General features: G+C 47.9%; 26 protein-coding genes and 1 pseudogene. 25 read left to right on the plus strand and 2 right to left on the minus strand.

Features of this window, described 5'->3' with window-relative positions; translation table 11 throughout:
• Nucleotides 1-23: 23 nt before the first annotated feature.
• From xseA to K7397_RS03485, 14 genes and pseudogenes are all read left to right on the plus strand, one after another.
• Complete coding sequence (gene xseA, locus K7397_RS03420) at nt 24-1391, plus strand: exodeoxyribonuclease VII large subunit (RefSeq protein ID WP_223066546.1); 1368 nt, start codon at nt 24-26, stop codon at nt 1389-1391.
• A complete protein-coding gene (gene xseB, locus K7397_RS03425) occupies nt 1375-1623 on the plus strand; it encodes an exodeoxyribonuclease VII small subunit (protein WP_223066547.1) in 249 nt (82 codons plus the stop codon). Before xseA ends, xseB begins: the two co-directional genes overlap by 17 nt.
• Before the next feature lie 26 nt (nt 1624-1649).
• Nucleotides 1650-2525 carry a polyprenyl synthetase family protein gene (locus K7397_RS03430; RefSeq protein ID WP_223066682.1) on the plus strand — a complete coding sequence of 292 codons (876 nt, stop codon included), beginning with the start codon at nt 1650-1652 and terminating at the stop codon, nt 2523-2525.
• A 175-nt stretch (nt 2526-2700) separates the two neighbouring features.
• A complete protein-coding gene (dxs, locus tag K7397_RS03435; RefSeq protein ID WP_223066548.1) occupies nt 2701-4608 on the plus strand; it encodes a 1-deoxy-D-xylulose-5-phosphate synthase in 1908 nt (635 codons plus the stop codon).
• Nucleotides 4609-4653: 45 nt separating this feature from the next.
• Nucleotides 4654-5520 carry a TlyA family RNA methyltransferase gene (locus tag K7397_RS03440; protein ID WP_223066549.1) on the plus strand — a complete coding sequence of 289 codons (867 nt, stop codon included), beginning with the start codon at nt 4654-4656 and terminating at the stop codon, nt 5518-5520.
• Between the two features lie 203 nt (nt 5521-5723).
• Nucleotides 5724-6188 carry a hypothetical protein gene (locus K7397_RS03445; RefSeq protein WP_223066550.1) on the plus strand — a complete coding sequence of 155 codons (465 nt, stop codon included), beginning with the start codon at nt 5724-5726 and terminating at the stop codon, nt 6186-6188.
• Nucleotides 6189-6221: 33 nt separating this feature from the next.
• The gene (gene ahrC / locus K7397_RS03450) at nt 6222-6671 is read left to right on the plus strand and encodes a transcriptional regulator AhrC/ArgR (RefSeq protein ID WP_223066551.1); all 450 of its coding nucleotides are present in this window, start codon (nt 6222-6224) and stop codon (nt 6669-6671) included.
• Nucleotides 6672-6744: 73 nt separating this feature from the next.
• Complete coding sequence (gene recN / locus K7397_RS03455; protein ID WP_223066552.1) at nt 6745-8469, plus strand: DNA repair protein RecN; 1725 nt, start codon at nt 6745-6747, stop codon at nt 8467-8469.
• Between the two features lie 114 nt (nt 8470-8583).
• A complete protein-coding gene (gene spoIVB, locus K7397_RS03460; protein WP_223066553.1) occupies nt 8584-9903 on the plus strand; it encodes a SpoIVB peptidase in 1320 nt (439 codons plus the stop codon).
• Nucleotides 9904-10110: 207 nt separating this feature from the next.
• Nucleotides 10111-10923 carry a sporulation transcription factor Spo0A gene (gene spo0A / locus K7397_RS03465; protein ID WP_223066554.1) on the plus strand — a complete coding sequence of 271 codons (813 nt, stop codon included), beginning with the start codon at nt 10111-10113 and terminating at the stop codon, nt 10921-10923.
• 222 nt (nt 10924-11145) lie between these two features.
• Complete coding sequence (locus K7397_RS03470) at nt 11146-11307, plus strand: site-specific integrase (RefSeq protein WP_237690661.1); 162 nt, start codon at nt 11146-11148, stop codon at nt 11305-11307.
• 115 nt (nt 11308-11422) lie between these two features.
• Entirely contained in the window at nt 11423-12628 is a 1206-nt protein-coding gene (locus tag K7397_RS03475; RefSeq protein ID WP_223066556.1) for a hypothetical protein, read from the plus strand.
• 658 nt (nt 12629-13286) lie between these two features.
• Nucleotides 13287-13433 carry a helix-turn-helix domain-containing protein gene (locus K7397_RS22130; RefSeq protein WP_420488748.1) on the plus strand — a complete coding sequence of 49 codons (147 nt, stop codon included), beginning with the start codon at nt 13287-13289 and terminating at the stop codon, nt 13431-13433.
• 256 nt (nt 13434-13689) lie between these two features.
• Nucleotides 13690-13818, plus strand: a pseudogene (locus K7397_RS03485) (sporulation initiation factor Spo0A C-terminal domain-containing protein); the annotation flags it as partial.
• Nucleotides 13819-14003: 185 nt separating this feature from the next.
• Here the strand turns inward: K7397_RS03485 and K7397_RS03490 are convergent.
• Nucleotides 14004-14354 carry a nuclear transport factor 2 family protein gene (locus K7397_RS03490; protein WP_223066558.1) on the minus strand — a complete coding sequence of 117 codons (351 nt, stop codon included), beginning with the start codon at nt 14352-14354 and terminating at the stop codon, nt 14004-14006.
• An 85-nt stretch (nt 14355-14439) separates the two neighbouring features.
• Between K7397_RS03490 and K7397_RS03495 the strand changes: the two genes are divergently transcribed.
• The 7 genes from K7397_RS03495 (at nt 14440) to K7397_RS03525 (ending at nt 21954) form a co-directional block, all read left to right on the plus strand.
• The gene (locus K7397_RS03495; RefSeq protein ID WP_223066559.1) at nt 14440-14754 is read left to right on the plus strand and encodes an ArsR/SmtB family transcription factor; all 315 of its coding nucleotides are present in this window, start codon (nt 14440-14442) and stop codon (nt 14752-14754) included.
• A gap of 653 nt (nt 14755-15407) precedes the next feature.
• Nucleotides 15408-16874 (plus strand): glycoside hydrolase family 68 protein, encoded by a 1467-nt coding sequence (locus K7397_RS03500; RefSeq protein WP_223066560.1) that lies wholly within the window; start codon nt 15408-15410, stop codon nt 16872-16874.
• A gap of 551 nt (nt 16875-17425) precedes the next feature.
• Entirely contained in the window at nt 17426-18517 is a 1092-nt protein-coding gene (locus K7397_RS03505) for an iron-containing alcohol dehydrogenase family protein (protein WP_223066561.1), read from the plus strand.
• A gap of 138 nt (nt 18518-18655) precedes the next feature.
• Entirely contained in the window at nt 18656-19663 is a 1008-nt protein-coding gene (locus K7397_RS03510; RefSeq protein WP_237690644.1) for a methionine ABC transporter ATP-binding protein, read from the plus strand.
• A complete protein-coding gene (locus K7397_RS03515) occupies nt 19660-20331 on the plus strand; it encodes a methionine ABC transporter permease (protein WP_223066562.1) in 672 nt (223 codons plus the stop codon). The genes K7397_RS03510 and K7397_RS03515 overlap by 4 nt, the downstream gene beginning before the upstream one ends.
• A 51-nt stretch (nt 20332-20382) precedes the next feature.
• Nucleotides 20383-21207: a MetQ/NlpA family ABC transporter substrate-binding protein gene (locus tag K7397_RS03520; protein WP_223066563.1), complete on the plus strand. Its 825-nt coding sequence runs from the start codon at nt 20383-20385 to the stop codon at nt 21205-21207.
• 231 nt (nt 21208-21438) lie between these two features.
• Nucleotides 21439-21954: a hypothetical protein gene (locus K7397_RS03525; RefSeq protein ID WP_223066565.1), complete on the plus strand. Its 516-nt coding sequence runs from the start codon at nt 21439-21441 to the stop codon at nt 21952-21954.
• A gap of 90 nt (nt 21955-22044) precedes the next feature.
• On the opposite strand, the gene K7397_RS03530 is transcribed toward K7397_RS03525, so the two are convergent.
• Nucleotides 22045-22212, minus strand: coding sequence for a hypothetical protein (locus tag K7397_RS03530; RefSeq protein ID WP_223066566.1), 168 nt, complete (start codon nt 22210-22212; stop codon nt 22045-22047).
• 214 nt (nt 22213-22426) lie between these two features.
• Between K7397_RS03530 and K7397_RS03535 the strand changes: the two genes are divergently transcribed.
• The 4 genes from K7397_RS03535 to K7397_RS03550 all read left to right on the plus strand — a co-directional run bounded on the left by K7397_RS03535 (nt 22427) and on the right by K7397_RS03550 (nt 26329).
• Nucleotides 22427-22651, plus strand: a complete 225-nt coding sequence (locus K7397_RS03535) for a hypothetical protein (RefSeq protein ID WP_223066567.1) — start codon at nt 22427-22429, stop codon at nt 22649-22651.
• Between the two features lie 49 nt (nt 22652-22700).
• Nucleotides 22701-24122: a dihydrolipoyl dehydrogenase gene (lpdA, locus tag K7397_RS03540; RefSeq protein ID WP_223066568.1), complete on the plus strand. Its 1422-nt coding sequence runs from the start codon at nt 22701-22703 to the stop codon at nt 24120-24122.
• A 193-nt stretch (nt 24123-24315) separates the two neighbouring features.
• On the plus strand, nt 24316-25341 hold the full coding sequence (locus K7397_RS03545; protein ID WP_223066569.1) for a thiamine pyrophosphate-dependent dehydrogenase E1 component subunit alpha: 1026 nt from the start codon (nt 24316-24318) through the stop codon (nt 25339-25341).
• Nucleotide 25342: 1 nt separating this feature from the next.
• Complete coding sequence (locus K7397_RS03550; RefSeq protein ID WP_223066570.1) at nt 25343-26329, plus strand: alpha-ketoacid dehydrogenase subunit beta; 987 nt, start codon at nt 25343-25345, stop codon at nt 26327-26329.
• Nucleotides 26330-26434: the final 105 nt, after the last annotated feature.

Raw genomic sequence — 26434 nt, forward strand, 5'->3', positions numbered from 1 at the left:
TGATAAAAGGGGGCTTGGCTTATATGGAACAGCGCATCTATTCAATCAAGGAACTGAACCGATATATCCGCATGAAAATGGAAAGCGATCCGCTGCTTTCAGAGGTATGGATCCGCGGCGAAATATCCAACTTTACGCACCATTCGAGCGGGCATATGTATTTTACGCTGAAGGATGCGGACAGCCGGATCAAATGCATCATGTTTGCTTCGCACAACCAGCGGCTGCCTTTTATGCCGAAAGAAGGGGCGAGAGTGATCGCCAGGGGCAATGTTTCGGTGTATGAACGGGATGGACAATACCAGTTCTATGCCACGCATATGCAGCCTGACGGTATTGGCAGTCTGTACCTGGCTTATGAGCAGCTTAAGAAAAAGCTGGAGCTGGAAGGGCTATTTGATCCCGATCGCAAAAAAGAGATTCCGAAGTTCCCGCGCAGCATAGGCCTAGTGACTTCGCCGACAGGCGCGGCAGTCCGCGATATTATGATCACGCTTCAGCGCCGGTATCCGCAGGCCCATATCGTCCTTTATCCCGTGCTTGTTCAGGGCAAGGGGGCGGCCCCTTCAATTGTGAAGGCGATCCGTGAGCTGAATATCATGAACGAAGCCGATGTCCTTATTGTCGGCAGAGGGGGCGGATCTCTTGAGGAGCTGTGGGCTTTTAACGAGGAAATGGTCGCGCGGGCCATTTACGAGTCCGTAATTCCGATCATTTCGGCGGTTGGCCATGAGACGGATTTTACCATCGCTGATTTTGTGGCGGATTTAAGGGCGGCGACGCCGACGGCAGCCGCCGAGCTGGCCGTTCCCCATATCGCCGAGCTGAAGGAGTCGCTGCTTAAGCTTGAGCGCTCGCTGCGGCAGGGGCTTCAGCATAAAGCGGCCAGAGAACGCGAGCGGCTTGACCGGCTGCAGCGGTCTCCTGCCCTGACCCAGCCGCGCCGCCAGCTGCTTCAGCACGTCCAGCGTCTGGATATGCTGAAGCATCGGTTGTCCGGAACGATGGACGGCAAGGTGAAGCTTGCGGCAGGGCGGTACGGAAAGCTGCACGAAATGCTGCTTCGCTTTCATCCCGAATCCCAGCTGCTTCATGCCTCCCGGCGGGAAGCCGAGCTTACCCGCCAGCTGAAGCAGAGCATGACTTCGATCCTCAAGGATCGTTCAGCGCAGCTGAATGCAGCGATCAGACAGCTTGACGCGCTAAGTCCGCTAAAGGTAATGAGCCGGGGCTACAGCCTGGTTTATGACGCTGCCGGACAGAGGCTGATTAAATCACTTCGCCAGGTTCAGCCCGGCGATCTTGTGAAAGTAAAAGTGACGGACGGAGAACTGGACTGCCAGGTATGGGGCATGAAGCCGGAAGGAGAGAACGATGGAACAGGAAATTAGCTTTGAAGAGGCCATGAACCAGCTGGAAGCGATCGTCTCCGAGCTGGAGAATGGGGATGTGCCCCTGGAAAAGGCGATTGACTTATTCCAAAAGGGCATGAAGCTGTCCCAATTGTGCGGACAAAAGCTGGAGCAGGTTGAACGCAAGATCGAAATGATTGTAGAGGTTGACGGGGCTCCCGCCAAGAAGCCTTACACAGAGCCTAACGGGGGAAGCGGTGATCAGGCTTGAGCCCGGCAGCTTCCTTCAAAATATACATGCAAGAAATATGTGACCTTGTCAATCTTGAACTGGAAAGCTTTCTTCCGGATGAATGGAACGTTCCGGATACCTTAAGGAAAGCGATGGATTATTCGCTTACGGCGGGAGGAAAACGTCTTCGTCCCGTCCTTGTTGTCGCTGCGGCAGAAAGCCTCGGTGGGAGCAGGGAAGCGGCATTGCCGGTCGCCTGTGCGGTCGAAATGATTCATACCTACTCCCTGATTCATGACGATCTCCCTGCTATGGACAACGACGATTACCGCAGAGGCAAGCCTACGAATCACAAGGTGTTTGGCGAAGCTTCGGCCATTCTCGCCGGAGACGGACTGCTTACCCATGCTTTCTACAGCGTAGTGCAGTCCACGAAGCGTTACCATGTCCCCGCCGAGCAGACGCTCGCCATCGTTGAAGAGCTGTCCCGTTATGCCGGACCTTGCGGCATGGTCGGCGGCCAGGCTGCCGATATGGAAGCGGAGCAGGGAGCGACGAATTTGGAAGGGCTCCGCTATATTCATGAGCACAAAACCGGCGACCTCATTGTTTTTTCCCTGAAAGCGGGAGGGCGCATCGCTTCGGCATCCTCAGAGCAACTCGAGGCGCTTGAACGCTTCGGCCGCTGCCTAGGGACTGCCTTTCAAATTCAGGACGATATTCTGGATCTGATTGGCGACGAATCGAAGCTTGGCAAGAAAACGAACAGCGACGTTAAGATGCAGAAAGTGACCTATCCTTTTTTTCTGGGGCTGGAAGCCTCTCAAAAGGAAGCGGATCGTCTGATTTCCGAAGCCAAGGAGGCTATTGAAGGCGGGATTATTCCGAAGCCGCAGCGTCTGCTTGAATTGTCCGATTATTTGCTGAAACGGGATCACTGATCCGTACATGAACATAAATAAGTCCGATAACGGCAAAACCGGCGCCGAATGACCTCGTATCTCGAAGTATAGGCTCTGGTTTTGCCGTTATTTCTGCTATGCCGTCTTTTATGTTATAATTGGGGGCAAAACTACAGTTAGTTATTTCAAACAAAAGGAAAGCGGGGAATTTTAGATGCTGCTTTCGCAAATCAACGGGCCGGCAGACTTAAAGCGTTTGTCCGTAGATGAGCTTGCACCGCTGGCGGCAGAGATCCGTCAATTTCTCATTGAGAAGCTGTCCGTCACAGGCGGTCATCTTGCTTCCAACCTGGGGGTCGTCGAGCTCACAGTCGCCCTCCATTACTGTTATGACAGCCCTAAAGACAAATTTATTTTTGATGTGGGCCACCAGGCTTACGTTCACAAAATATTGACCGGACGCAAGGATAAATTCGATACGCTTCGCAAGCTGGATGGCCTATGCGGCTTCGTGAAACGCTGCGAAAGCGAACACGATGTATGGGAAGCCGGGCACAGCAGCACCTCTCTGTCTGCCGCAATGGGCATGGCTTTGGCCAGAGATCTCAAAGGGGAAGACAACAAAGTGATTCCCGTCATTGGGGATGGAGCCCTAACCGGCGGAATGGCTTTTGAAGCGCTCAACCATATCGGCCACGAGAAGAAGAAATTGATGGTTATTCTTAACGATAATGAAATGTCGATCGCGCCGAATGTAGGGGCGATGCATAACTACTTGTCCCGGATTCGTTCGGATCGCACTTACCTAAGGGCAAAGGATGAAATTGAAGTCTTGTTGAGGAAGATTCCGGCCATTGGCGGGAAGCTGGCCAAAACCGCGGAGAAAGTTAAAGACAGTCTGAAGTATATGATGGTGCCCGGCATTTTGTTCGAGGAGCTTGGGTTTACGTACCTGGGACCTGTTGATGGGCACGATATAACGAAACTGATCGATTCGTTCAAGCAGGCCGACAATGTTGACGGACCGGTCCTGCTCCATGTGCGCACAACAAAAGGAAAAGGCTATAAGCCTGCCGAAGCGGATTCCCATAAATGGCACGGCATTACGCCTTACAAGATCGAGTCCGGCCAAGTGCTGAAGGCGGTCGGCAACCCGATGTATACCGAAGTCTTCGGGCAGACGCTCATCGAGCTTGCCGAGCAGGATAAGCGGATTGTTGCCGTCACTCCAGCCATGCCGGGAGGATCGGGACTGATCCCGTTTGCCGGCCGTTTTCCGGATCGAATGATCGATGTAGGCATTGCCGAGCAGCATGCGGCTACCATGTGCGCAGCCTTGGCGCTTGAGGGGATGAAACCTGTGTTTGCGGTTTACTCCACCTTCATGCAGCGGGCGTATGACCAGATTGTCCACGATATTTGCCGGCATAATGCCAATGTCATGTTTGCTATTGACCGCGCTGGCTTTGTCGGCGCCGACGGCGAGACCCATCAGGGCGTCTATGATATTGCGTTCATGCGCCATATTCCCAATATCGTGCTGATGATGCCCAAGGACGAGAACGAATTGCGCCATATGATGAAGACGGCGCTGGATTATGACGATGGGCCGATTGCTTATCGCTATCCGCGTATCAACGGCACGGGCGTCAAACTGGATCAAGTGCTGCAGGCCATTCCGATCGGAAGCTGGGAGAAGCTTCGGGAAGGGGAAGGCATTGCCATTGCGGCCGCTGGTCCAATGGTGCAAATTGCCGAGGAAGCTGCGGAGCATCTGAAATCAAGCGGCATTAAAGTAACCGTCGTTAACGCCCGGTTTTTGAAGCCGCTCGATCATCATATGCTGCTGGAGCTGGCGAATACCCACCGGACGGTCATTGTACTTGAAGAAGCCTGCCAGGCCGGCAGCCTTGGAAGCGCCGTGCTCGAATTTTATGCCGAACATGAGGTTACAGGCTGTGACGTTAAACTGATGGGCATTCCGGACCGTTTCATCGAGCATGGCAGCGTGAAAGAGCAGCGCGAGCAGGTCGGACTTACAGTCGACGCCGTTGTTCAAAAGGTTCTGCATACGAGATCGGAACAAGCTTTTGCTTACGGCAAAAAAACGTTACCGTCTTAGCACGGGGGCAGGGATGAATCAATCGGATAAAGACAGGAGAAAGAAATGTCAGGTTCAAGTTCCAAAGAACGTGTTGATGTACTGCTAGTAGAGCAGGGTTATTTTGACAGTCGGGAAAAAGCAAAAGCCGCCATTATGGCCGGACTTGTCTATGATGAGCATGGACGTGTGGAGAAAGCCGGAACCAAGCTTTCCAGAGACTGTGTCCTTAAGGTTAAGGGAGCCGTACATCCATATGTAAGCAGAGGCGGCCTCAAGCTCGAAAAGGCGATTAAGGCATTCGGGATCGATCTTGGAGACAGGGTCATGCTTGATATCGGCTCGTCAACGGGAGGCTTCACGGACTGTGCGCTTCAGCATGGCGCTTCATACGTCTATGCCATCGATGTGGGATACAACCAGCTTGACTGGAGCCTGCGCAATGACGAAAGAGTTAATGTGAAGGAGCGGACCAACTTCCGCTATATGACCCCTGAGGATCTCGACGGACCTTCACCAAACTTCGCCAGCATTGATGTTTCCTTCATCTCGCTGCGGATGATCTTACCGCCGCTCATGGCCTTGCTTAAGAAGCCTGCGGATATAGTCGCGCTGATCAAGCCCCAGTTCGAGGCGGGGCGGGAAAAGGTCGGCAAATCAGGTGTTGTCAGGGATCCGAAAGTGCATGAGGAAGTGCTGGTTACCGTTTTGACCTTCGCAGATGAGCTCGGTCTGGATTTAAAGGGACTGACGTTTTCGCCGATTACCGGGGGAGAAGGAAATATAGAATTTCTGGCTCATTTCGGCTTGAGAGCCGGAAATGATATAGAAGTGCCGGGGTCAGGTTCCGCCGAGCAGGGTCGTTTGACCGAACTGGCCAAGGAAACGGTCGAACAAGCGTCAAGGACCTTCCAGAGTGCCACTGGAAACTGAATATGCGGTTAACAACAAGGCTTCTGCGGAGTTTTTCATTCTCCCGGAAGCCTTTTGTGATAATTCGGATTGATTTACGAACGTTTGTTTGACTATAATATAGAGGCAAAGATGAATATTCTGCATAATTGTGTAAGCGCTATGTACTTACGGTTTAGGCTTTCCTTTATTGGCAATCCAAACATTAAAGTGAGGTGCAGCGGGTGGGATCTGGATCTGATGTATGGCTGATGGCGATATTGGCTCTTCTGGTCGTTGTTCTCCTGTGGAGATCTTTTTCATCATGGCTGTACAGACCTGCTCCCTTCAAGCCGGGCATCGGCTTTGAGGTCAATGAACGGATTGAACGAACACCTTCTGTGGATCTGCTGGAACAGCGCGGATATGAGGTAGTGAGCGGGAAGCTGAAGGTTCCGCTTGCTTTCGATTGTGATGAACAGCTGCTGTACAGCCGGCTTTTTATCGATTATGTCGCCCATAAAGACGGGGAATACTTTTTGGTTAAGGAAGCGCGTGACAGGAAGCCGGTGGACTGGACGGGAAGCGGGGTTCGGGATGCTCTGCTGCCGTATCTGCTGCTTTATCCGGACTGTGAAGGATTGTTATATATAAATGGCGAAATCAATGAAATTCGAAAGATCCGTTTGGTTCAAGATGAAGAATATTGAGTACTAGCCCTCTTGGGCAGGTGGAGGAATTGCATGAAAGGTCTGCGTCATATTAAAATTCGCGAAATTATATCCCAACAGGACATTGAAACACAGGACGAGCTGGTCGATGCGCTCAGGAAAGCCGGTTTTCAGGTTACCCAGGCGACGGTTTCAAGGGATATCAAGGAACTGCTGCTCATCAAAGTCCCAACGGACGACGGACGGTATAAATATTCAATGCCGACCGATCAGCGGTACAACCCCATACAGAAGTTGAAGAGGTCCCTGGTGGACAGCTTTGTCCATATCGACTATACAGGAAATCTTGTTGTCATGAAATGCTTGCCGGGTACGGCCAATTCGGTAGCCGTTCTGATCGATAATATGGAATGGTCCGAAATAATGGGAACCATCTGCGGTGATGATACCATTCTATTGATTTGCCGTACGGAGGAGAATAGCGTTTCGGTTGTTGAGCAGATTATGGGCTTTATTTCTTGAAATACATGAAAATATATTTTTTCTCGTATTTTGCTTACTTCCACTCTATAAGAGGAATTTAGGAGGGGCTGGCGTGTTATTTTCTTTATCGATTCGCAATTTGGCAGTCGTTGAAGCCGTCGACATTACCTTTGATCGGGGATTTCATGTGCTTACGGGGGAGACTGGTGCAGGTAAATCGATTATTATTGATGCGCTCAGCTTGATCGCGGGCGCCAGAGGGTCGGCGGACCTGATTCGTTATGGCTGCGAGAAGGCCGAGATGGAAGCCTCCTTCGATCTGCCCGCAAACCATCCCGTTTGGGAGAAGCTGAAGGATTTCGGCTTGAACGCGGATCCGGGAGAACTTTTGATTATCCGCCGTGACATCAGCCTTCAGGGTAAAAGCACTTCGCGCATCAACGGACAGCTGGTCAATTTGACCATGCTGCGTGAAGTAGGAGAAAGGCTGATCAATATTCACGGCCAGCACGAGCATCAAACGCTGCTTCGGCCGGATCGTCATCTTGATCTGCTGGATGCTTACGGAGGCTCCTTGATTGCCCCGCTAAAAGCCAAATATCAGGAGACTTACGCCGAGTTTGCCAAGACAAACCGGGAGTGGAACGAACTGAGGAACACAAGTCAGAAAATGTTCCAGATGCTGGATCTGTACCGTTTTCAGCTGGAAGAAATCGCTGCTGCGAAACTGAAAATAGGCGAAGATGAATTACTGGCCGAAGAAAAGCTCAAACTATCCCACAGCGAGAAGATGATGGATTCCGTTTCTGGAGCATACGAATTGTTGTACGGTCAGCAAGGTCTGGATACGATTGCCAAGACGATCTCCCGTCTTGAAGACATTTCGGATTACGACAGCAAAAAGATCAGCCCGCTTGTTGAGCAGCTTCAGACTGCCTACTACCAGCTTGAGGACGCGGCTTTTGCTCTCAGGGATTACCGCGACAGCCTGGAATTCAATCCGGAGCGGCTGCGGGAAGTTGAAGACCGGCTTGACGAACTTTCTTCGCTTCGCCGCAAATATGGCGATTCCGTTGAAGCTATTCTGAATTATTATGAGAACATTCGCCGGGAAACCGAAACTTTGGAGAACAAAGATGAAATTCTGGATCAGCTGCAGGCTAAACGGGAAACGCTTCTTAAGCGACTTCTTGATGAAGCCGAAGCACTCAGCGCGGCAAGATCTAGCTGCGCCGCCGATCTGGCCGCTCAAATTGAAGGAGAACTCAGGGACCTGCAAATGCAGCGGACTTCCTTAAAGGTTGAGCTTGGTGTAATCGAAGATCCTTCCGGGGTTGAATGGAAGGACAAAGCAATCCGCTTGGGGAAGCAGGGCATGGATACAGCGGAATTTCTCATATCCCCGAACCCGGGCGAGCCGTTAAGACCGCTTAGCAAAATCGCGTCCGGCGGAGAGCTTTCACGGATGATGCTGGCGCTCAAGAGTATATTTGCAAAGCATGATCAGGTGCCTGTGCTTATATTTGACGAGGTGGATACCGGGGTTAGCGGCAGAGCTGCCCAATCGATTGCGGAGAAGCTGTGCAAGCTTTCGGCATCGTGCCAGGTCTTCTCGATCACCCATTTGCCGCAGGTGGCATGCATGGCCGATAAACAGTTTCTGATTGAGAAGACGGTATTGGACGACAGAACGATGACGGTGGTCGAACCGCTTAGCGAGGAAGGGCGGATCAAGGAGCTTGCGCGCATGCTGGGCGGGGTCGAAATTACCGAAAGAACGCTGCATCATGCTCAGGAAATGCTGAATATGGCCCAAGCTCAAAAGGGTATTTTTTAAGCTTGGAACAATGATTAACAGTAATAAAACGACTGGCCGGGGGTATCTTAAGGTTACGCAATTGGCGACCCACCTTTTCGTCAAGCGAAAGAAGCAAAGGGAGCGTGACAGCCATTGAACCGTAACCTTAAGCACAGAATTCTCGGTCTTTTCGTTGCTTTCTTTTTTTGTTTCCTTGGCAGCACAGCAGCTGCGGAACACCCACTTCTGACCAGTGAGCTCCGCATGTTCGAAGGACAGGCAGCACAGCTTACGCTGCCGGCCGGGGCTCAGGCTACACTCAATCGTCCGGGCGTCGTCGCCATGAATGGGCGTCTTGGACTTGAGGCTAAGGTGGAACCGGGGCACCCTCTGAAGCTCACATCATTGACCAGCGGCCGTACCGATTTGAAGCTGAAGCTGTTCGGCAAATTCCCTTATAAGACCGTACGCGTAGATGTATTTCCAGACTTGAAAGTAATACCTGGCGGTCAAACAATCGGGGTAAAGGTCAAATCGGACGGGATTCTGGTTGTGGGACATCATCAGATCACAAGTGCTCATGGTAAAGTTTCTCCGGGTGAAGAAGCGGGAATCAAACTGGGGGATTTAATTACCCATTTGAATGGGACAAAGCTTAAAGATGCCAAAGAAGTAACCGGCATTGTGGAGAAAGCCGGCAGGAGCAAGAAACCAATTGATGTAGTTTATAAACGCGGCAATGAAGTAAGAACGACCAAGCTGACGCCGGGGTACGATGAGAAAGACAAACTTTGGAGACTCGGGCTTTATATTCGTGACTCTGCTGCAGGGGTTGGGACTTTAACTTTTTATGCGCCGCAGCAGGGAGTCTACGGTGCACTCGGCCATGTCATTACCGATATGAACACGCAGACACCGATTGTGGTGGGCAGCGGCCAGGTTGTGCAATCCAGTGTAACTTCCATTTCAAAAAGCGAAAATGGGGAACCAGGTGAGAAAAGAGCTATCTTTGTTAAAGAAGGCAAGCAGCTTGGAACGATCGAACGCAACACGAATTTCGGGATCTTCGGAAAAATGAATCGGAATCCTGACCACAGTCTCTACGGAGAGCCGGTACCGGTCGCTTTTGCCGAAGAGGTGAAAGAAGGCCCTGCCGAAATTCTGACGGTTGTAAACGGCCAGCAGGTGGAACGGTTCAAAGTAGAAGTGGTGCATGTGACGAAGCAGAATACGCCTGCAACGAAAGGCTTGGTGATCCGGATTACGGATCCGAAGCTGATTAATAAAACAGGCGGGATCGTGCAGGGAATGAGCGGCAGTCCAATTATGCAAAACGGCAAACTGATCGGCGCTGTTACCCATGTTTTTGTGAATGACCCAAAATCGGGATATGGCTGCTTTATTGAATGGATGCTGAGGGATGCCGGAATTACAATCGCTCCCGAGAAAGAAAACAATCTTAAGGCGGGATGACCCCTTAAGATTGTTTTCTTTCTGAATATGTCGAAACAAAACGAAAAAACAATGATTATGTAGATAAATAAATAATTATATCTCAGTATTAAAAAAAAATAAAGAAAAATAATTTTCGACAGAAGGGATTCCGCCAGCAGTGTCGAAAAGATATTACCAGAGGAAAAAACTACAGAAATATTCACACATTCTAAGGAGGAAACAGTCTTGCAAAAGATAGAGGTATTGTTGGCGGACGATAATCGGGAATTTACGAATTTACTTGCGGAATATATTTCCGAACAAGACGACATGATCGTCTCGGGCATTGCTTATAATGGGGAAGAAGTGCTTCAAACCATTGAACAGGCAGCTAAATTACCTGATGTACTCATACTGGATATCATTATGCCTCATCTCGATGGACTTGGCGTACTTGAACGTTTGCGTGAAATGAATTTGAATCCTCAGCCTAAAATTATTATGCTAACCGCATTCGGTCAGGAGAACATTACCCAACGGGCCGTACAGCTCGGGGCCTCTTATTATATTTTAAAACCTTTTGATATGGACGTACTGGCCAGCCGTATTCGTCAGCTTGTAAACGTTCAGGCACTGACTACGGGAAATGCGCCGGCTTCTTCATTGTTTGTGAAATCCAATAATGTAGTTCCTCTTGCCAAAGGCAAAAACCTGGACGCCAATATTACGTCGATCATTCATGAAATCGGTGTCCCCGCTCATATTAAAGGCTACCAGTATCTTCGTGAAGCGATTACGATGGTGTACAACAACATCGAGATTCTTGGCGCCATTACCAAAACGCTGTACCCGGCCATCGCCGAAAAATTCAAAACAACTCCTTCCCGCGTGGAACGCGCCATCCGCCATGCGATCGAGGTCGCATGGACGCGCGGCAACATCGACTCCATCAGCCACCTGTTCGGCTACACGATCAACATCAGCAAATCGAAGCCGACGAACAGCGAATTCATCGCGATGGTGGCGGATAAGCTGCGGATCGAGCATAAGGTGTCGTGAAAGCCGGAAGAAGACTGATACAGCAAGGGATTACTGGTTTTGGAAAAAAGATTACATTCAGAACAATTTTGCGTATAAATGTTTGATTCTATTGGTTTTAAACCAACAAATATCTTCTTGGTACATGTATAAATTTCACTCCTTTGTTCACTGTGGGCAAAAACCACCAACAAAGGAGTGTTTTTATTTATGACGGATTTTCAGTTCCAAATCAAAAATTTTATGCTTTACTGTAGATCAAGGAACTTGGCAAAAAAGACATTAGCGAGTTACGAGCAAACGTTAAAGTTGTTTGGTGTTTACCTGAAGGAACATTTTCAAATTGAAGATGCGAAACGGGTTCAATCGAGACACATTAGACAGTATGTAAAACACATATTATAATACAATATGTATTTTTATTTATTTTGAAAATATTACATATATTATTCCATTTGTATAATTTTAGTGTATAATAATAGTTGTCGGGCCGACGAAAATAATATAAGGAGGAGTTATTTTGAGAATTTTTAAATTTGTTCTATGTCTTGGCTTATTAACCTTTATTTATTCTTCTGCATCTATTAATAACGCTAAAGCCGCCACCACAGATTCCACTACGATGGAATACAACCTAGATACTGTAAAACTAAGTGAATTTAGTCACAACATAAATGAATTAAAAAGCTTTATAAATATTCCTGGGAACACCATCATATTCAAAGGAGAAGTTATTGATAAATTACCGCTTTATCGAGCGATTTTGCAACCGCTTCACATTCCTTTATTCTTAGAAGATGATGAGTTTTCCAAAATTAATCCTGACGCACAATTAAATTCTGACACTAATTCATTGATAAATGAAGAAAAGAATATTATCGTTCCAAGCAAAACAACTTTGATAGCTGTTTATAATGCAAATGGTAAAATTACCGTTCTTCAAAATGAGGAACCTATTGCTGATATGAGCAAGGTTAAATCATTTAAAAAATTTGTGAATACAGAAGATGAGAATCAATTTGTTCAAGAATTTAAAGACGATATGAATAGAAAAATATCTAAGAATAATCAAGATGTTGTCTCTACCACTAGTGTAGGCGACATATTGACCAGCATTAGGAAGACATTTTCAGTTAATGGTTCCTATACCCCACCAGGGGGATCTAATGTAAGTTATATTGCTGGTCAAGCTGTAACTGATTATATTTTGTACGCAAATTCAACAGGCACACATTTTTTTGTTAAAGCTGACTCTCAGATAGCTCCAGCAGGAGTAGCAGATTCAAATAATTCTGTCTGGACGGCTGGTTATAAATCCAACATTAGAACCAATTCAAGTTCAAACTATCTTATAAGTTGGTCTCCTAATACAACTGGACTGTCATTGGATAGTGGCACTGAATATCAAATTGGTGCAAATGTTAGCGGAACGGGAATTGAATTAAGTTTTAATTATACGTGGCAAGGCAAATCATCAACTACTATGCAAGGATTAGGCGACAAAACTACTGGACTAACTACAAATTATTACTTAAGAAACGGAAGTTTATATTCTGGATACGGATTAGCGAGCTCCAAATTTACGGTAGGTCATGGAGCACTGATCAACGCCACCAATAAAATTCTTTCCTTCTCTGCCAGTCATCAATTTGGAAATGGTGACATGTATTCAAACGGTCTCACATGGTATAGCACAACTGCAACTAATTTATCTTACGCTTTCTAATTAACTAGACATTCTACCTAAGAGAGTATAATATCTCTTAGGTAGAATTATTTTCAAAAGGAGGTAAATTATGATTAGGATCTTTTTGGGATGTACATCGCTAATTTCCGCTGTAATAATTCTTTGTACAGGATTTATCATCTCGGGGCTAAGGTCAGTACATTACTCCAACAATGTTAATGTAGGTGCATTCAGGTATAATCTTTTTAATATTAGTTCCTCATGGTTTGTTGTACCTATTTTATTAGTAATTATTGCTGTACTTTTAATATATTCAGCGAGTAACGATAAAAATTGATATTATATCTAGATCGGTAAACTAGTTTAATTGTTTATCGATCTTTTTGCTTCGTCGCTATACTTAATGGTTGAATCATAGAAAAGTAGTCAATACTGCTCAGTAATACGTGAATAGGAGCAGATTGGCAAATGTGAACCTCATTTAGCAGTAATGAAAACATCATCATGGAAATGTTCAAACTGGCCTTACAATTGGAAGATCCTTGGAAGATAACTCATGTTGAATTCAACGATCAGGACCAAGCGTGGCATTTGGACTTGGATTTTGAACGAGGCGCTGCATTTACATGCCCCTGTGCGGGGCTGCATGCAGGGCCTATGACAGCGACATCAATGGAAAACGTTCATGCATGCGAGAATGCCACGGGTAAAGTGTCCCTCCTGCAGCAAATTGACTCAAGTCTATGCCAAGTGGGCCAGGCCTCTTTCGCATTTCACGCTGCTGTTCGAAGCCTGGGCTATGCGCTTGATGTCCGAAATGCCGGTTAACGCCGCTGCTCCATGATACCCGTATGTGGCGGATCTTCCACTACTACGTGGACAAAGCCATGTCGGAACTGGATGTGTCAAACGTGAAGCGGATCGCTATTGATGAAACCTCCTCCAGAAGGGCATAATAAACATTCATCCACTACTCTTAAAGCTCATAAACACTTCTGCTGAAACCCGATAAATATTCGTTTTTAGTGGTTTGATTATATAATTGAAGTAACCTCATTGACAGTACACGATTGCCCGTCCAAACCCTTGATACACAAGGGCGCGGCAACATCGACTCGATCAGCCACCTGTTAGGCTATACGATCAACATCAGCAAATCCAAACCAACGAACTCCGAGTTCATCGCAATGGTGGCCGACAAGCTGCGGATCGAGCATAAAGTGTCTTGAAAGGGTGTATGAAGGGTTTTAACTTGTATCCATTCAGGCATTTTGAGAAGATTAATAGTCAAGAAACAAGCCTAATATGTGAATATAATGCCCTATTATGAATGGAGAGCCATCAAAATAATGATGACTCTCCATTCATTTCAACTAATGCCTTCGTCAGCAATAGCCTTATGTAATTGATAATGTTATTTAGAAATAAGCACATCCAAAGTTTGAATTTTCCCTTCCGGATCAAGTTTTGCTATATCAGTTCCCTGTAAAGCAAAAACGGTTCCATCAGCCCGACGGCCAGCAACAGCCCAAGCTGTTGTAAGTTTGTCTTCGGATGTTTGAGTTGCCCATACATGGTGGAGAACTACATTTTTTCTGAAAAACTCTTTATAAAAAGTTTCAATTGATTCTTTTCCCTTTATTTCTGCCCCACCTGCTGGACGTACTACTGCTTTATCGGAAAATAAGTTCACTAATTCCTTAAAGGCTACCTTGTCATGCCCTGCTTGATAGGATAGTTCAAAATATTGGTCGAGAATAGTCATTTTATTACCTCCAAAATTTTATATTCAAATGTTCCAATATAATCGAACATTTGAATAATATCATAGCATCTGCTATAATACAAGTATGAGAACATTACACCATCCTAATCGAGAAGATATTCAACTGACAACAATCATGTACGCATTAAGCGACCCCGTTCGTTTAAAGATTGTAATGGAATTACAAAAAACTGCCGAAAAATCTTGTAGTGCATTTGAAATTAACATCCCCAAATCGACACTTTCCCATCATTTAAAAGTATTAAGAGAGTCAGGAGTAATTAACACACGAATAGAAGGAACACAGCGATTCATTTCCCTTCGCAAAGGGGATTTAGAATCTCGTTTTTCTGGATTATTAGAAGCCATTTTTAAAGCAGCTACGAATTTTAATGGATAAAAGTACTATCCCAGTGATAGTGCTTTTTTATTTGTCCAAATAAGCTTGTGGAAAGCCGTATAGGTGAGAATCGATTTGAACGTTTTGCAGCATGATTATTACTCAATTACATTTTTTATCCACCAGTTTCGGAACACGAATGAAATACATAGAATACTAGAGAAAACGAGAGATAAATAGAGAAAACATTGATTATCGCTGCGAAAATCTACTCAATAAAATTAAATATCATGGGTACAGAAGAAATAAGCAATTTAAGACTTTGCAGAAAATATTTGGAGATGAAAACGAGATTTAACGCATGCGAAGCGATAAAGCAGCTTGAATTCCATAGATTTATGAATGCGGTAACATTACGATCATTACTTGAAACAAAATTTGCTGCTATCAAAAATGGAAAAAATAGCAATTCTATTTTTCGAAATAGACTAAAGATAATTGCTAAAAATTTCAAATATGAAAAAGGTTAAAAAATTGTTACAATTGCCCTGAGCTCGGCTAGACGTGATAGGAGGAAACTTCGAAAGTCTATCATTGGTTGACTAGAACCTGTAAATCAAAAAGTATCGTCTCCTCACTAAGCAATGGAGGATGCCATACATATTTACAAGTTTTTAGTTATAAATTTTTTTAAGAAAATGGAGGAATGCATCATGAAACTCAAAACGTTGGTCAAGCAAGCAACGGCAGTTACGTTTGCGACAGCAATTCTGGTAGGAGGCGTACCTCAAGCTTTCGCGCAAGGCAAGACGGTCTACAAAGAGGATTACGGCTTTTCCCACATTCTCCGCTCCGACATGTTGAAATTGCCTGAGCAGCAAAAGAACGAGCAATTCAAAGTGCCTCAATTCGACGCGTCGAAAATCCGGAATATTCCTTCCGCAGTAAAAGTCGATGAAAATGGCAACAAAATTGAAATGGATGTTTGGGACACTTGGCCGCTGCAAAATGCGGACGGTACCGTAGCAAATTATAAAGGCTACAATATCGTCTTCGGTTTGGCGGGAGACCCGAAACGAGGATCGGATACATTTATTTACCTGTTCTATAAAAAAGCCGGCGAGAACTCCCTGGACAGCTGGAAATGTGCCGGTCGAGTGTTCAAAGACAGCGACAAATACGTACCGAACGACACGATTCTGAACAACCAAGCGGAAGAATGGTCGGGTTCCGCCACCATGACATCAGACGGCAAAGTTCGCTTGTTCTACACGAACCGTCATCCTTGGGATGAGGGACGCGGATTTTACGGCAAGCAAACGTTGACGACGGCTCAAATCAATGTATCCGAGCCGAATGCCGGTACTCTGAAAGTCGACGGCGTGGAAGATTTCAAATCGATCTATGACGGCGGAGAAGGCAAAAACTATCAAACGGTTGACCAAGCCTTCGGCGGTGCAGATAAGAACTACAACGACAACCATACGCTGAGAGATCCTCACTATGTGGAAGAGAACGGCCGCAAATACCTTGTTTTCGAAGCGAATACGGGTACAGAAACCGGTTATCAGGGTGAGGATTCGTTCAACAATCGGGCTTACTATGGCGGCAACAAAAAGTTCTTCGAAGCCGAAAGAAACTGGCTGCTGCAAAGCCCTAGCAAGGAACTTGCGAAGCTTGCGAACGGTGCGCTCGGTATCATTGAGCTGAATGACGATTATACGTTTAAAAAAGAATTGAAGCCGCTGCTTGCTTCAAATACCGTCACGGATGAGATCGAACGGGCCAACGTATTCCAGCTGAACGGCAAATGGTATCTGTTCACCAGCTCGCGCGGAGCCAAAATGATCGTGGATGGTGTCGACAAAGAAGACATCTACATGTTCGGTTATGTAGCGGATTCTTTGACCGGTCCTTACAAGCCGCTCAACGGCTCGGGTCTTGTACTGCATCAGGATCTGAATCCTTACGATATCACTTGGACATACGCTCACTTTGCAATTCCGCAAGTCAAAGGCAACAATGTCGTCATCACCAGCTACATGACGAACAGAGGCTACTTTGAAGATCATCATTCCACATTTGCACCGAGCTTCCTGCTGAACATTAAAGGCTCCAAAACATCTGTTGTGAAAGACAGAATCCTTGAACAAGGACAACTTACCGTTAACGGCAAGTAATAACTGAAAAATTGCCTAAAAACCTGGCAACATTAAACCTCCATCCGAAATTGGGATGGAGGTTTTTGTGAAGATTATAGAATTTATAAGTTTTCAGTGGAGCTGAACAATTCTATAAAGGAAAAGCAACCACCGTTCGTGTCCGAAATGATCCAGTCAGGCCCATTGCCGGTATCTAAACAGATGATGTCGTAGTGTTCATCGTTTTGCTTCAGCCATTGAACCAAATCCGCATGAATGATATGGGAACGGGAATCGCTTAGGGCTGATGAGTTATGTGTAGCGAAAAAAAGGTTCCAATAATTCAAGATGATTGTTCCAATAGGCTATAATAGCACGATGTTATACACTCAACCTGGGTCTTAACAATGAAAAATATCAATTTGCGGGAAGAAGTTTGGAAATTTAATGCTTTTATTCGACAGGAACATTCAGGAATTTTAATAAATATCCACGAAAAGTCTTTACCCCGGGGTCAAGTAGGCATAAAATCGATATAAAATGTTTTTATTGCTGAAACTGTATTCTTTTTAAGAGGGGGAGAGACGAGCGTGGATGGAGTTCATTTTGTTGCAGGAACACCGAATGCCTACATTCATGAGGACAACCTGCTGGATACAGCCGGAGAATGGATTGGAAAATACGGCAGCAGCGTGTTTATCGTAACAGGCCGGAAGTCCTGGGAGCAGGCGGGAACACGGCTGACAGCCAGTATGGAGAAAGCAGGAGTCAGCTATCATATAGAGCATTATCGCGGCGAATGTTCTTATGAAGAAGTAGCACGGCTTGGGAAGCTTGTTCCGGAGGGGACCGAACTCATTGTTGGCGTAGGGGCAGGAAAGGTCATTGATACCGCCAAGAAGTTGTCCATCGATCTCCGGCTTCCTCTTGTTGCGGTTCCTACATTGGCGGCAACATGTGCGCCCGTCAGCAATTTATCGGTGATGTATACGGAAGAAGGGGTGTATATCGATTTTCGGGTCTTTTACCGCAACACCCTGCTTGTACTGGTGGACACCGGTCTCATTGCGGGAGCGCCAGTAAGATATTTGGCAGCCGGCATTGGGGATACGATTGCAAAATGGTACGAAACGCTCGCCAGCTCTTCGGGAGTAAGCGGCCATCTGCCGACCGTCGGCGGTATTCAGGCCGCAAAAATCTGCTATGAGACGCTGCTTGCCCATAGTGCCCAGGCGCTGGAAGACGCAAAGGCGAAACGTTCTTCCAAGGCGCTGCAGCAAGTCATCGACGCCATCTTTTTGTTCAGCGGTCTTGTCGCGGGCCTGGGTGAAGATAACTGCCGCTCAGCTGCCGCTCATGCCGTTCACAACGGACTGACGGCGATTCCGGAAATGCACCATGCATACCACGGCGAGAAAGTGGCCTATGGGATTTTGGTGCAGCTGGCACTTGAAAAACGGCCTATGGAAGAAGTTAAGGAACTGCTTGATTTTTATACGGAGACAGGGCTTCCCGCCAATCTGAAACAGCTTGGGCTCAACCGGGCTTTATCGGAAGACGAAATGGCGGAGGTTATCCGAATTGCTTTGTCTCCGCAGGGGACGATGGGCAACATGCCTTTTGAAGTGACTTCGGAAGCGCTGAAAGAGGCTATTTTTACCGTAGAAGACTGGTCGGCATAAATCAAGTCAGGAACGAAAGACGCCGGAAAAAAAGATTGACTATACCCTAGTAAGCTTATAAGATTAATTGAAGAGATTTAGGGATATGGCCAGTCCATTTTGCGCATATATGCTTTAGACAATATGGAGGTCAGGGATTTGATTGAATTAATCGGTTTAACCAAACAGTACCGTTCCCGTGGAAAAATGATAACGGCTGTTGATGAAGTTAACCTGCATATTGCCAAAGGAGATATCTATGGCATTGTAGGTTATAGCGGCGCGGGTAAAAGCTCCCTGCTTCGCTGTATGAATTTGCTTGAAAAGCCGACCCGGGGAGAGGTAGTCGTTAACGGAGTGGAGCTTACCAAGCTCTCCAAGGAAGAATTGCGTTTGTCGCGCCAGAAGATCGGCATGATCTTTCAGCACTTTAATCTGATAACAAGCAAAACTGTAGCCGAGAATGTGGCGTTTAATTTGAAAGCAGCCGGAAAGAAGAAGGAGGATATTCCCGGTCGGGTAAAGGAATTGCTCGATCTGGTAGGCCTTCTCGACAAAGCGGATTACTATCCGGCCCAGCTTAGCGGAGGGCAGAAGCAGCGTGTCGGCATTGCCCGCGCGATTGCCAATGATCCGCATGTTCTGCTTTGCGACGAGGCCACTTCCGCGCTTGATCCGAAGACGACGGAATCCATTCTGGAGCTCCTGAAGGAGATTAACAAGAAGCTCAATCTTACGATCGTGCTGATTACCCATGAGATGGAAGTCGTCAAGGAAATCTGCAACCGGGTTGCGGTTATGGAGAGCGGACGTATCGTAGAGGAAGGCGGAGTCTACCAGATTTTCTCCGATCCGAAGGAATCGCTCACCCGCGACTTTATCGACAAGGTGATGCAATTTTCGCTGCCGGATCGGCTGATGAAATCAAGCAGCGGGACCATCGTCAAAATTTTGTTCCGCGAAGCGAAGGCGGAAGAGGCTGTCGTATCCGATGTACTGCAAAGCTGCCAGGTTAAGGGCAATATTTTGCATGGGAAGATCGAATACATTCAGGATGCCCCGCTTGGATTCTTTGTGATGGAGCTGACCGGCGAGCGGGAAGAAGTGGACAAGGCGGTTGCGCTGCTGGATGAGAAGACAGCCGGAGTGGAGGTGATGAAGCCATGAGCGAATGGCTTGACAGATATCAAAGCATTTTGCCCGATATGATCAAAGCGTTCTGGGAAACGCTGTACATGGTTGGGGTCTCGATGATCATCGCCATTATTCTTGGGATTCCCCTGGGCGTGCTGCTGTTTGTAACGAGCAAGGGCCTCTTTTGGCAGAATCGGTGGCTGAATTTTATTTTAGGCGTCATATCGAATATTATCAGATCCGTACCGTTTCTTATTCTGCTTGTGCTGCTGCTTCCCTTTACGTTCGCGCTGCTTCACAATACGATTGGCCCAACTTCAGCCATCGTTCCGTTGTCGGTAGCGGCCATCCCGTTCTTCGCGCGGCTGGTGGAAACGTCCCTGAGGGAAGTGGACAAAGGAGTCATTGAAGCGGCAATCGCCGCAGGGGCGAAGCCTTGGCTCATTATCCGCGGCATTTTGCTGCCGGAAGCGAAACCGGGGATCATCTCCGGACTAACGATCACGGCGATCAGCCTGCTGAGCTATTCAGCGATGGCGGGAATTGTCGGGGGCGGCGGTATTGGCGATCTGGCGATCCGTTTCGGCTATTACCGTTATGACAATCAGGTGATGTATACGACAGTAATCATTCTGATTGTGCTCGTACAACTGATCCAATTTATCGGCGACTGGACAAGCCGCAAAGTAAACAAGCGGTAAGTCCATTGACGAAATATACAGCATTAGACATTTTAGGGGGAGAGAAACGAAATGAAAAAATGGTTGAAAGCATCGCTGCTGCTTGCTATTGTTGCCGTGCTGCTCGCTGCATGCGGCGGTAAAGGCGCTTCCGGCGGAGACAGCAAGAACATCAAGATCGGGGCAACTGTAGGCCCATACAGCGATATGGTGAACCAAGCAATTAAGCCGCTGCTGGAGAAGAAAGGCTACAAAATTGAAGTGGTGGAGTTCAACGACTACATCCAGCCGAACAAAAACCTGGCCAACAAATCACTGGACGCCAATCTGTTCCAGCATATTGTTTATATGAAGAAATTTGCCGAGGACAACAAAATGGACTTGACCGCCCTGATCAGCGTTCCAACGGCGCCAATGGGCATCTATTCCAAAAAATTCACTTCGATTGACCAAATCGCGGACGGAAGCACAATTGCGGTCGCCAACGATCCGACCAATTTGGCCCGGACGCTCGGACTGCTTCAGGATGCCGGTCTCGTAAAAGTGAATCCGAATATTGATCCGGCAACGGCTTCCGAGAAAGACGTTACGGACAATCCGCACAATTTTAAAATCGAGCCGATTGAAGGGGCGCAGCTTGCCCGTACTTTGGACAGCGCCGATGTGGTTGCCATTCCCGGAAACTTTGCTCTGGCCGCCAAACTGGATTTGACCACTGCGCTCAAGCTGGAGAATATGCCTGAAAATTACCGGAACCAGGTTGTTGTCCGCACCGATGAAGCGGATAGCCAGCTTGCCAAGGATTTGAAGGAAGTTGTCGAATCTGCGGATTTTGAGAAAGTGATTGACGACAAGTTTAAAGGCTTCTCCAAACCGGACTGGATGAAAAATCGTTAACAGAAAATCATTTACTCCCCTGACTGGTTCTCAAGTAACCGGCTCAGGGGATTTTTTTGGTATAACTAGCATAAAGAGAGATTTGTATATTTGCCGGCAATAATTCATAATATGGATAAAAGCCGCCCTTATGTTTATGGCTGGTCAGAAAAGTTTATTTTAGGAGAAGAGGAGATTTTGTTTTTACCCGCAAAATGTAGTACAGTATCTGATGATCAAAGGAGGATAGTAATGCAACCAAACAAACAGAATGATACGCTTTACATCATGACTTACACCTTGAACAGCGGTATCAAAGGCACCGTTCCTTTATCGCCTGACCAGATCAAAACGTGGATGAACTGTTACAGGGACGGCAGCAAGTTCTTGACCGAAATCGGGCAGGAATTTTTCGGGCTCAACCCCGAACTGGTGGCAGATTTCAAGGTACATAACAAGTACTCCAGTTATCAGGAAGCGATTTTGCCTGTTCAGGCACTGCCGAATCTGAATCAACAGCAACAACTCTCAAGCGCTTACAAAAAAAACGAATTATTAATCAAGGTAGAATGTAAGTGCGGCGCTTCTTATTTGACGAATTCATCGCTGAAGAGAACGAAGTGGTATTGCAGCAAGTGTAATGAGATTGTTTTTCTGGATAGTAAAAAGGGGCTTGTCGATACGCCAAAGGGCCCCGCTCATTATATGACCAACCGGTATTTTGTCGAGCGGGATACGGCTGCCATGCCCAAGGAAACAAGCAGTTAATTCGCATTCTTTAACAACAAACGCCTTGCCTGCAGAGTAGCTTCTGACAAGGCGTTTTTCGTGTTCTTTGTACTGGCAAACAAGGCCCCCTTAAGGCCTCCGGCGTCCGAAATTCATGATTTTCGATAAACCGGTGACGGCGGCATAAATGCCGGCTGCCGTGAACAGGGTAACGGCCCAAGGGTAATCCTGAACAAAAGCAACAAACGTAAAGAGAACGACAGCAGCAATAAATCGGAGGATGGCATCGTATTTCATCAGGTTGATCTCCTTGATTAGGTCTAGTTCCAGATTTTTCGTCTGAACAGCTTGTATAACTGATTATATATTCGTAAACTGAACACTGACAACTTTAACATTCGGCGGACGTCCTTTCATTCAATTTCAGAGCGGTTGTCAAAAGGACGGCTTTGCCGTTTCTACTTGTGGTAAAATATCGTATTGGACGAGACCAGACAAAGAAGGTGTAAGGATGCAAATAGACCTAACGGATCTGGAGCCGAAAGACGATTTCCTTGCGAAACAGCTTTCGGCCCACCCTGAATGGAATGAAGAAACGCGGCTGCTGATTGCTGGGCTGTACCGGGAGATAGGTGAACTGGCAGCTGAGAACAAGCGGCTGCGCAAGGCGCTGCTTAAATGGCAGGGCAAAGCGCCCAGAATGTCCAGCAAGCTGCGGGATGCGCTTTATGAATAAAAAAGAAAAGAACTAATTAACAATAGACCTTGAGTGGAGGATGACAAACATGTCGATCAACTGTGATGTGGCCGTTCTTGGCGGCGGTACAGGAGGATACATAGCGGCGATTCGGGCCGCCCAATTGGGGAAGGACGTTATTGTTGTGGAGCAGGACAAGCTGGGGGGAACTTGTCTGCATAAAGGCTGCATACCAAGCAAAAGCTTGCTGCGAAGCGCCGAACTGTATGCCCAGATGAAGGACAGCGAAAGCTATGGCATTGAAACGAAAGGAGTTTCGCTTGCTTTTCCGAAGGTGCAAAAGCGGAAAGCCGCGATTGTGGATCAGCTCCACAAAGGTGTCCAATATTTAATGCGGAAGCATAAAATCAAGGTCATCCAGGGCAGGGGCCGGATTATCGGGCCGTCCATCTTTTCCCCGAAGAGCGGTGCACTGGCCGTAGAGCTGGAGGATGGAGAGATGGAGACGATCGTCCCCGCGAATCTGATCATCGCGACCGGTTCGCGTCCCAAAATGCTGCCGGGTCTTGCTCCGGACGGCGAGTTTATTTTGAGCAGCGATGAAGCGCTTGAAATGTCGTCCCTTCCAAAGTCGATGGTCATTGTCGGCGGCGGTGTGATCGGAGTGGAGTGGGCCTCCATGCTGAAGGATTTTGGCGTAGAGGTAACGGTTGTCGAGGCCGCTTCGCAGCTGTTGCCGAACGAGGATCAGGACATAGCTCGGGAGCTCAGGACGCTGCTTGAACGGCGGGGAATTACGGTACTTACAGGCGCCATGATCCTTCCGGAAACGCTCAAGACCGAAGCGGGAGCCGTGTCTGTTACAGCCCGCCTGGACGAGGGAGAGATTCTGCTTTCGGCGGAAAAATTGCTGTTGTCCATCGGCCGGCAGGCAAACGTGGAGGAAATTGGCCTGGAAAACACCGATATTGCGCTTAAAGACGGTTTTATCCGCGTTAACGATCATATGCAGACAACGGAACCCCATATCTATGCTATTGGCGACTGCATCGGAGGGCTGCAGCTTGCGCATGTTGCCAGCCACGAAGGGATCGCAGCCGTAGAGCATCTGGCCGGCGAGCCTTCCCACAAGTACAATCCTTTGTTTGTTCCGCGCTGTGTATACACGCGTCCGGAGGTAGCCTCGGTCGGAATGACCGAACAGGAAGCAAGGGAAAAAGGGATGAAGCTTAAAATCGGAAAATTTCCGTTCTCCGCAATCGGCAAGGCTTTGGTATACGGCGAGAAGGACGGGTTCGTGAAAATCATCGAGGATGGCGACAGCGGCGACATTGTCGGCGTTCATATGATCGGCCCCCACGTAACCGATTTGATCGGGGAAGCGGCACTAGCCCAGGTGCTGGATGCAACCCCGTGGGAAATTTCGCGGACGGTGCACGCGCACCCAACGCTGGGCGAAATTATGGGAGAGGCTGCTTTGGCTGTAGATGGACTTTCCATGGGCATCTGACTAAGCAGCCGGAAGTAATATTTTCTTTTTGCTTCGAAAGGGATTATAATAGAGTTAGCCCAAGTCTTAGTACCAGGTTTTAAGATATAGGTATTAAAGATACGGGGATCATTCTTGGCTCTACCTGGGCCGTTAACCAACAAAGAAGAAGCGCAAGGTAAAAAGGCCAAATTAGGAATGGAGGAAACTCCCTATGAATGCAAAAACTCCTTTAGAGCAAAAGTTAAAACATGAGCAGCTGGGGCTTTCAGATCAGAAAGTCGTCGAAATGTACAAATATATGCTGCTCGCACGCAAGTTAGATGAACGGATTTTGCTGCTGCAGCGGGCGGGGAAAATTAATTTTCACGTTTCCGGCATCGGTCAGGAAGTTGCGCAGGTTGCTGCCGCATTTGCGCTGGATCGTGAGCGGGATTATTTTCTCCCTTACTACCGGGATTACGGTTTTGTTTTGGCTGTCGGGATGACGCTGAAGGAATTGATGCTGTCCTCCTTCGCCAAAGCGGAAGACCCGAACAGCGGTGGCCGGCAGATGCCGGGACACTTCGGCTCAAAGCGGCTGCGGATTGTAACGGGGTCAAGCCCGGTCACGACCCAGGTTCCCCATGCGGTCGGCTTCGCGCTTGCCGCCAAAATGCAGAAGAAGGATGTTGTTTCTTTCGTGACCTTTGGCGAAGGCTCAAGCAATCAGGGTGATTTTCACGAGGGCTGCAACTTTGCCGGCGTGCAAAAGCTGCCTGTCATCATCATGTGCGAGAACAACCAGTACGCGATATCGGTGCCCATCCACAAACAGCTTGCCGGGAAAGTGAGCGACCGCGCGCTTGGATATGGTTTTCCGGGTGTGCGCGTTGACGGTAATGACGCTTTTGAAGTGTTCGCCGCAGTGAAGGAAGCAAGGGAACGCGCAGTCCGAGGCGAAGGCCCTACGCTGATTGAAGCGATGCTGTATCGTTTATCTCCACACTCCACGTCCGATAATGATCTGGCTTACCGTACGAAGGAAGAAGTGGAGGAAAACCGGAAGAAGGACGGCATTCCGAGATTTAAACAATATTTGATCGAATGCGGCCTGTGGAGCGAGGAACAGGATGCGGCGCTGTCGAAAGAGCTGGCGGAACAGTTAAAGGAAGCTATCGAATATGCGGACCGGGCTCCTTTCCCGAAACCGGAAGATACGCTGCTGCATGTGTATGCCGACGAAGGGGAGGAAAAGTAAAATGCCGGTTATGGAATACATTGATGCCATTCGCCTGGCCATGAAAGAAGAAATGGAGCTTGACGAACGGGTATTTGTGCTGGGCGAAGACGTCGGAGTCAAAGGCGGCGTGTTTACGACGACCAAGGGCTTGCAGGAGCAGTTTGGCGAACAGCGCGTCCTGGACACGCCGCTTTCCGAATCCGCTATTGCCGGTGTTGCGATCGGTGCGGCCATGTACGGAATGCGGCCGATTGCCGAAATGCAATATTCGGACTTCATGCTTCCGGCCACGAATCAGATTATTAGCGAAGCGGCAAAAATCCGCTACCGCTCCAACAACGACTGGAACTGTCCGCTTGTGGTCCGCGCGCCGATCGGCGGCGGCATATTCGGGGGACTGTACCACTCGCAATGCCCGGAGTCGATCTTCTTCGGCACACCGGGACTAAAGATTGTTGCCCCGTATTCGGCGTACGACGCCAAAGGGCTGCTTAAGGCAGCCGTGCGCGATCCGGATCCGGTGCTGTTCTTCGAGAACAAGAAATGCTATAAGCTGATCAAGGAAGATGTGCCGGAGGACGATTATATTGTGCCTTTGGGCAAAGCGAATGTGCTGCGGGAGGGCGATGATATTACGGTCATCGGGTACAGCCTGCCGCTGCATTTTGCCATGCAGGCAGCCGAAGAACTGGAAGCGGAGCATGGCATCAGCTCCCATATTCTTGATCTTCGCACGCTGCAGCCGCTGGACCGGGAAGCGATCATTGCTGCGGCCCGCCTGACCGGCAAGGTGCTGATCATCCATGAAGACAACAAGACCGGCGGCGTCGGGGGCGAAGTATCGGCTATTATTTCCGAGGAGTGCCTGTTCGATCTGGATGCTCCGATCAGGCGGCTGTGCGGGCCGGATGTGCCGGCTATGCCGATCAGTCCGCCGATGGAGAAGTTCTTTTTGCTCAACAAAGATAAAGTCAAAGAAGCGATGCTTGAACTTGCATTGTACTAGCAAGCAGTTCGTTCTCGCCGTCCCGGGTGGACGGCTTTGATTTCATGTGAAGCTGCAACAAGACCCAAAGCGGCCTGGGAGCTGCCATGCTCCCTTCCAAAAGCT

The organism is Paenibacillus caui (assembly GCF_019904135.1).
GTDB lineage: Bacteria > Bacillota > Bacilli > Paenibacillales > Paenibacillaceae > Fontibacillus > Fontibacillus caui.

What these genes read in the sequence shown, in the direction of transcription:
- xseA (WP_223066546.1), top strand. Translation starts at nt 24, where the DNA reads ATGGAACAGCGCATCTATTCAATCAAGGAACTGAACCGATATATCCGC.
- xseB (WP_223066547.1), top strand. Translation starts at nt 1,375, where the DNA reads ATGGAACAGGAAATTAGCTTTGAAGAGGCCATGAACCAGCTGGAAGCG.
- K7397_RS03430 (WP_223066682.1), top strand. Translation starts at nt 1,650, where the DNA reads ATGCAAGAAATATGTGACCTTGTCAATCTTGAACTGGAAAGCTTTCTT.
- dxs (WP_223066548.1), top strand. Translation starts at nt 2,701, where the DNA reads ATGCTGCTTTCGCAAATCAACGGGCCGGCAGACTTAAAGCGTTTGTCC.
- K7397_RS03440 (WP_223066549.1), top strand. Translation starts at nt 4,654, where the DNA reads ATGTCAGGTTCAAGTTCCAAAGAACGTGTTGATGTACTGCTAGTAGAG.
- ahrC (WP_223066551.1), top strand. Translation starts at nt 6,222, where the DNA reads ATGAAAGGTCTGCGTCATATTAAAATTCGCGAAATTATATCCCAACAG.
- K7397_RS03470 (WP_237690661.1), top strand. Translation starts at nt 11,146, where the DNA reads ATGCTTTACTGTAGATCAAGGAACTTGGCAAAAAAGACATTAGCGAGT.
- K7397_RS22130 (WP_420488748.1), top strand. Translation starts at nt 13,287, where the DNA reads ATGCCACGGGTAAAGTGTCCCTCCTGCAGCAAATTGACTCAAGTCTAT.
- K7397_RS03490 (WP_223066558.1), bottom strand. Translation starts at nt 14,354, where the DNA reads ATGACTATTCTCGACCAATATTTTGAACTATCCTATCAAGCAGGGCAT.
- K7397_RS03495 (WP_223066559.1), top strand. Translation starts at nt 14,440, where the DNA reads ATGAGAACATTACACCATCCTAATCGAGAAGATATTCAACTGACAACA.
- K7397_RS03500 (WP_223066560.1), top strand. Translation starts at nt 15,408, where the DNA reads ATGAAACTCAAAACGTTGGTCAAGCAAGCAACGGCAGTTACGTTTGCG.
- K7397_RS03515 (WP_223066562.1), top strand. Translation starts at nt 19,660, where the DNA reads ATGAGCGAATGGCTTGACAGATATCAAAGCATTTTGCCCGATATGATC.
- K7397_RS03520 (WP_223066563.1), top strand. Translation starts at nt 20,383, where the DNA reads ATGAAAAAATGGTTGAAAGCATCGCTGCTGCTTGCTATTGTTGCCGTG.
- K7397_RS03525 (WP_223066565.1), top strand. Translation starts at nt 21,439, where the DNA reads ATGCAACCAAACAAACAGAATGATACGCTTTACATCATGACTTACACC.
- K7397_RS03530 (WP_223066566.1), bottom strand. Translation starts at nt 22,212, where the DNA reads ATGAAATACGATGCCATCCTCCGATTTATTGCTGCTGTCGTTCTCTTT.
- K7397_RS03535 (WP_223066567.1), top strand. Translation starts at nt 22,427, where the DNA reads ATGCAAATAGACCTAACGGATCTGGAGCCGAAAGACGATTTCCTTGCG.
- lpdA (WP_223066568.1), top strand. Translation starts at nt 22,701, where the DNA reads ATGTCGATCAACTGTGATGTGGCCGTTCTTGGCGGCGGTACAGGAGGA.
- K7397_RS03545 (WP_223066569.1), top strand. Translation starts at nt 24,316, where the DNA reads ATGAATGCAAAAACTCCTTTAGAGCAAAAGTTAAAACATGAGCAGCTG.
- K7397_RS03550 (WP_223066570.1), top strand. Translation starts at nt 25,343, where the DNA reads ATGCCGGTTATGGAATACATTGATGCCATTCGCCTGGCCATGAAAGAA.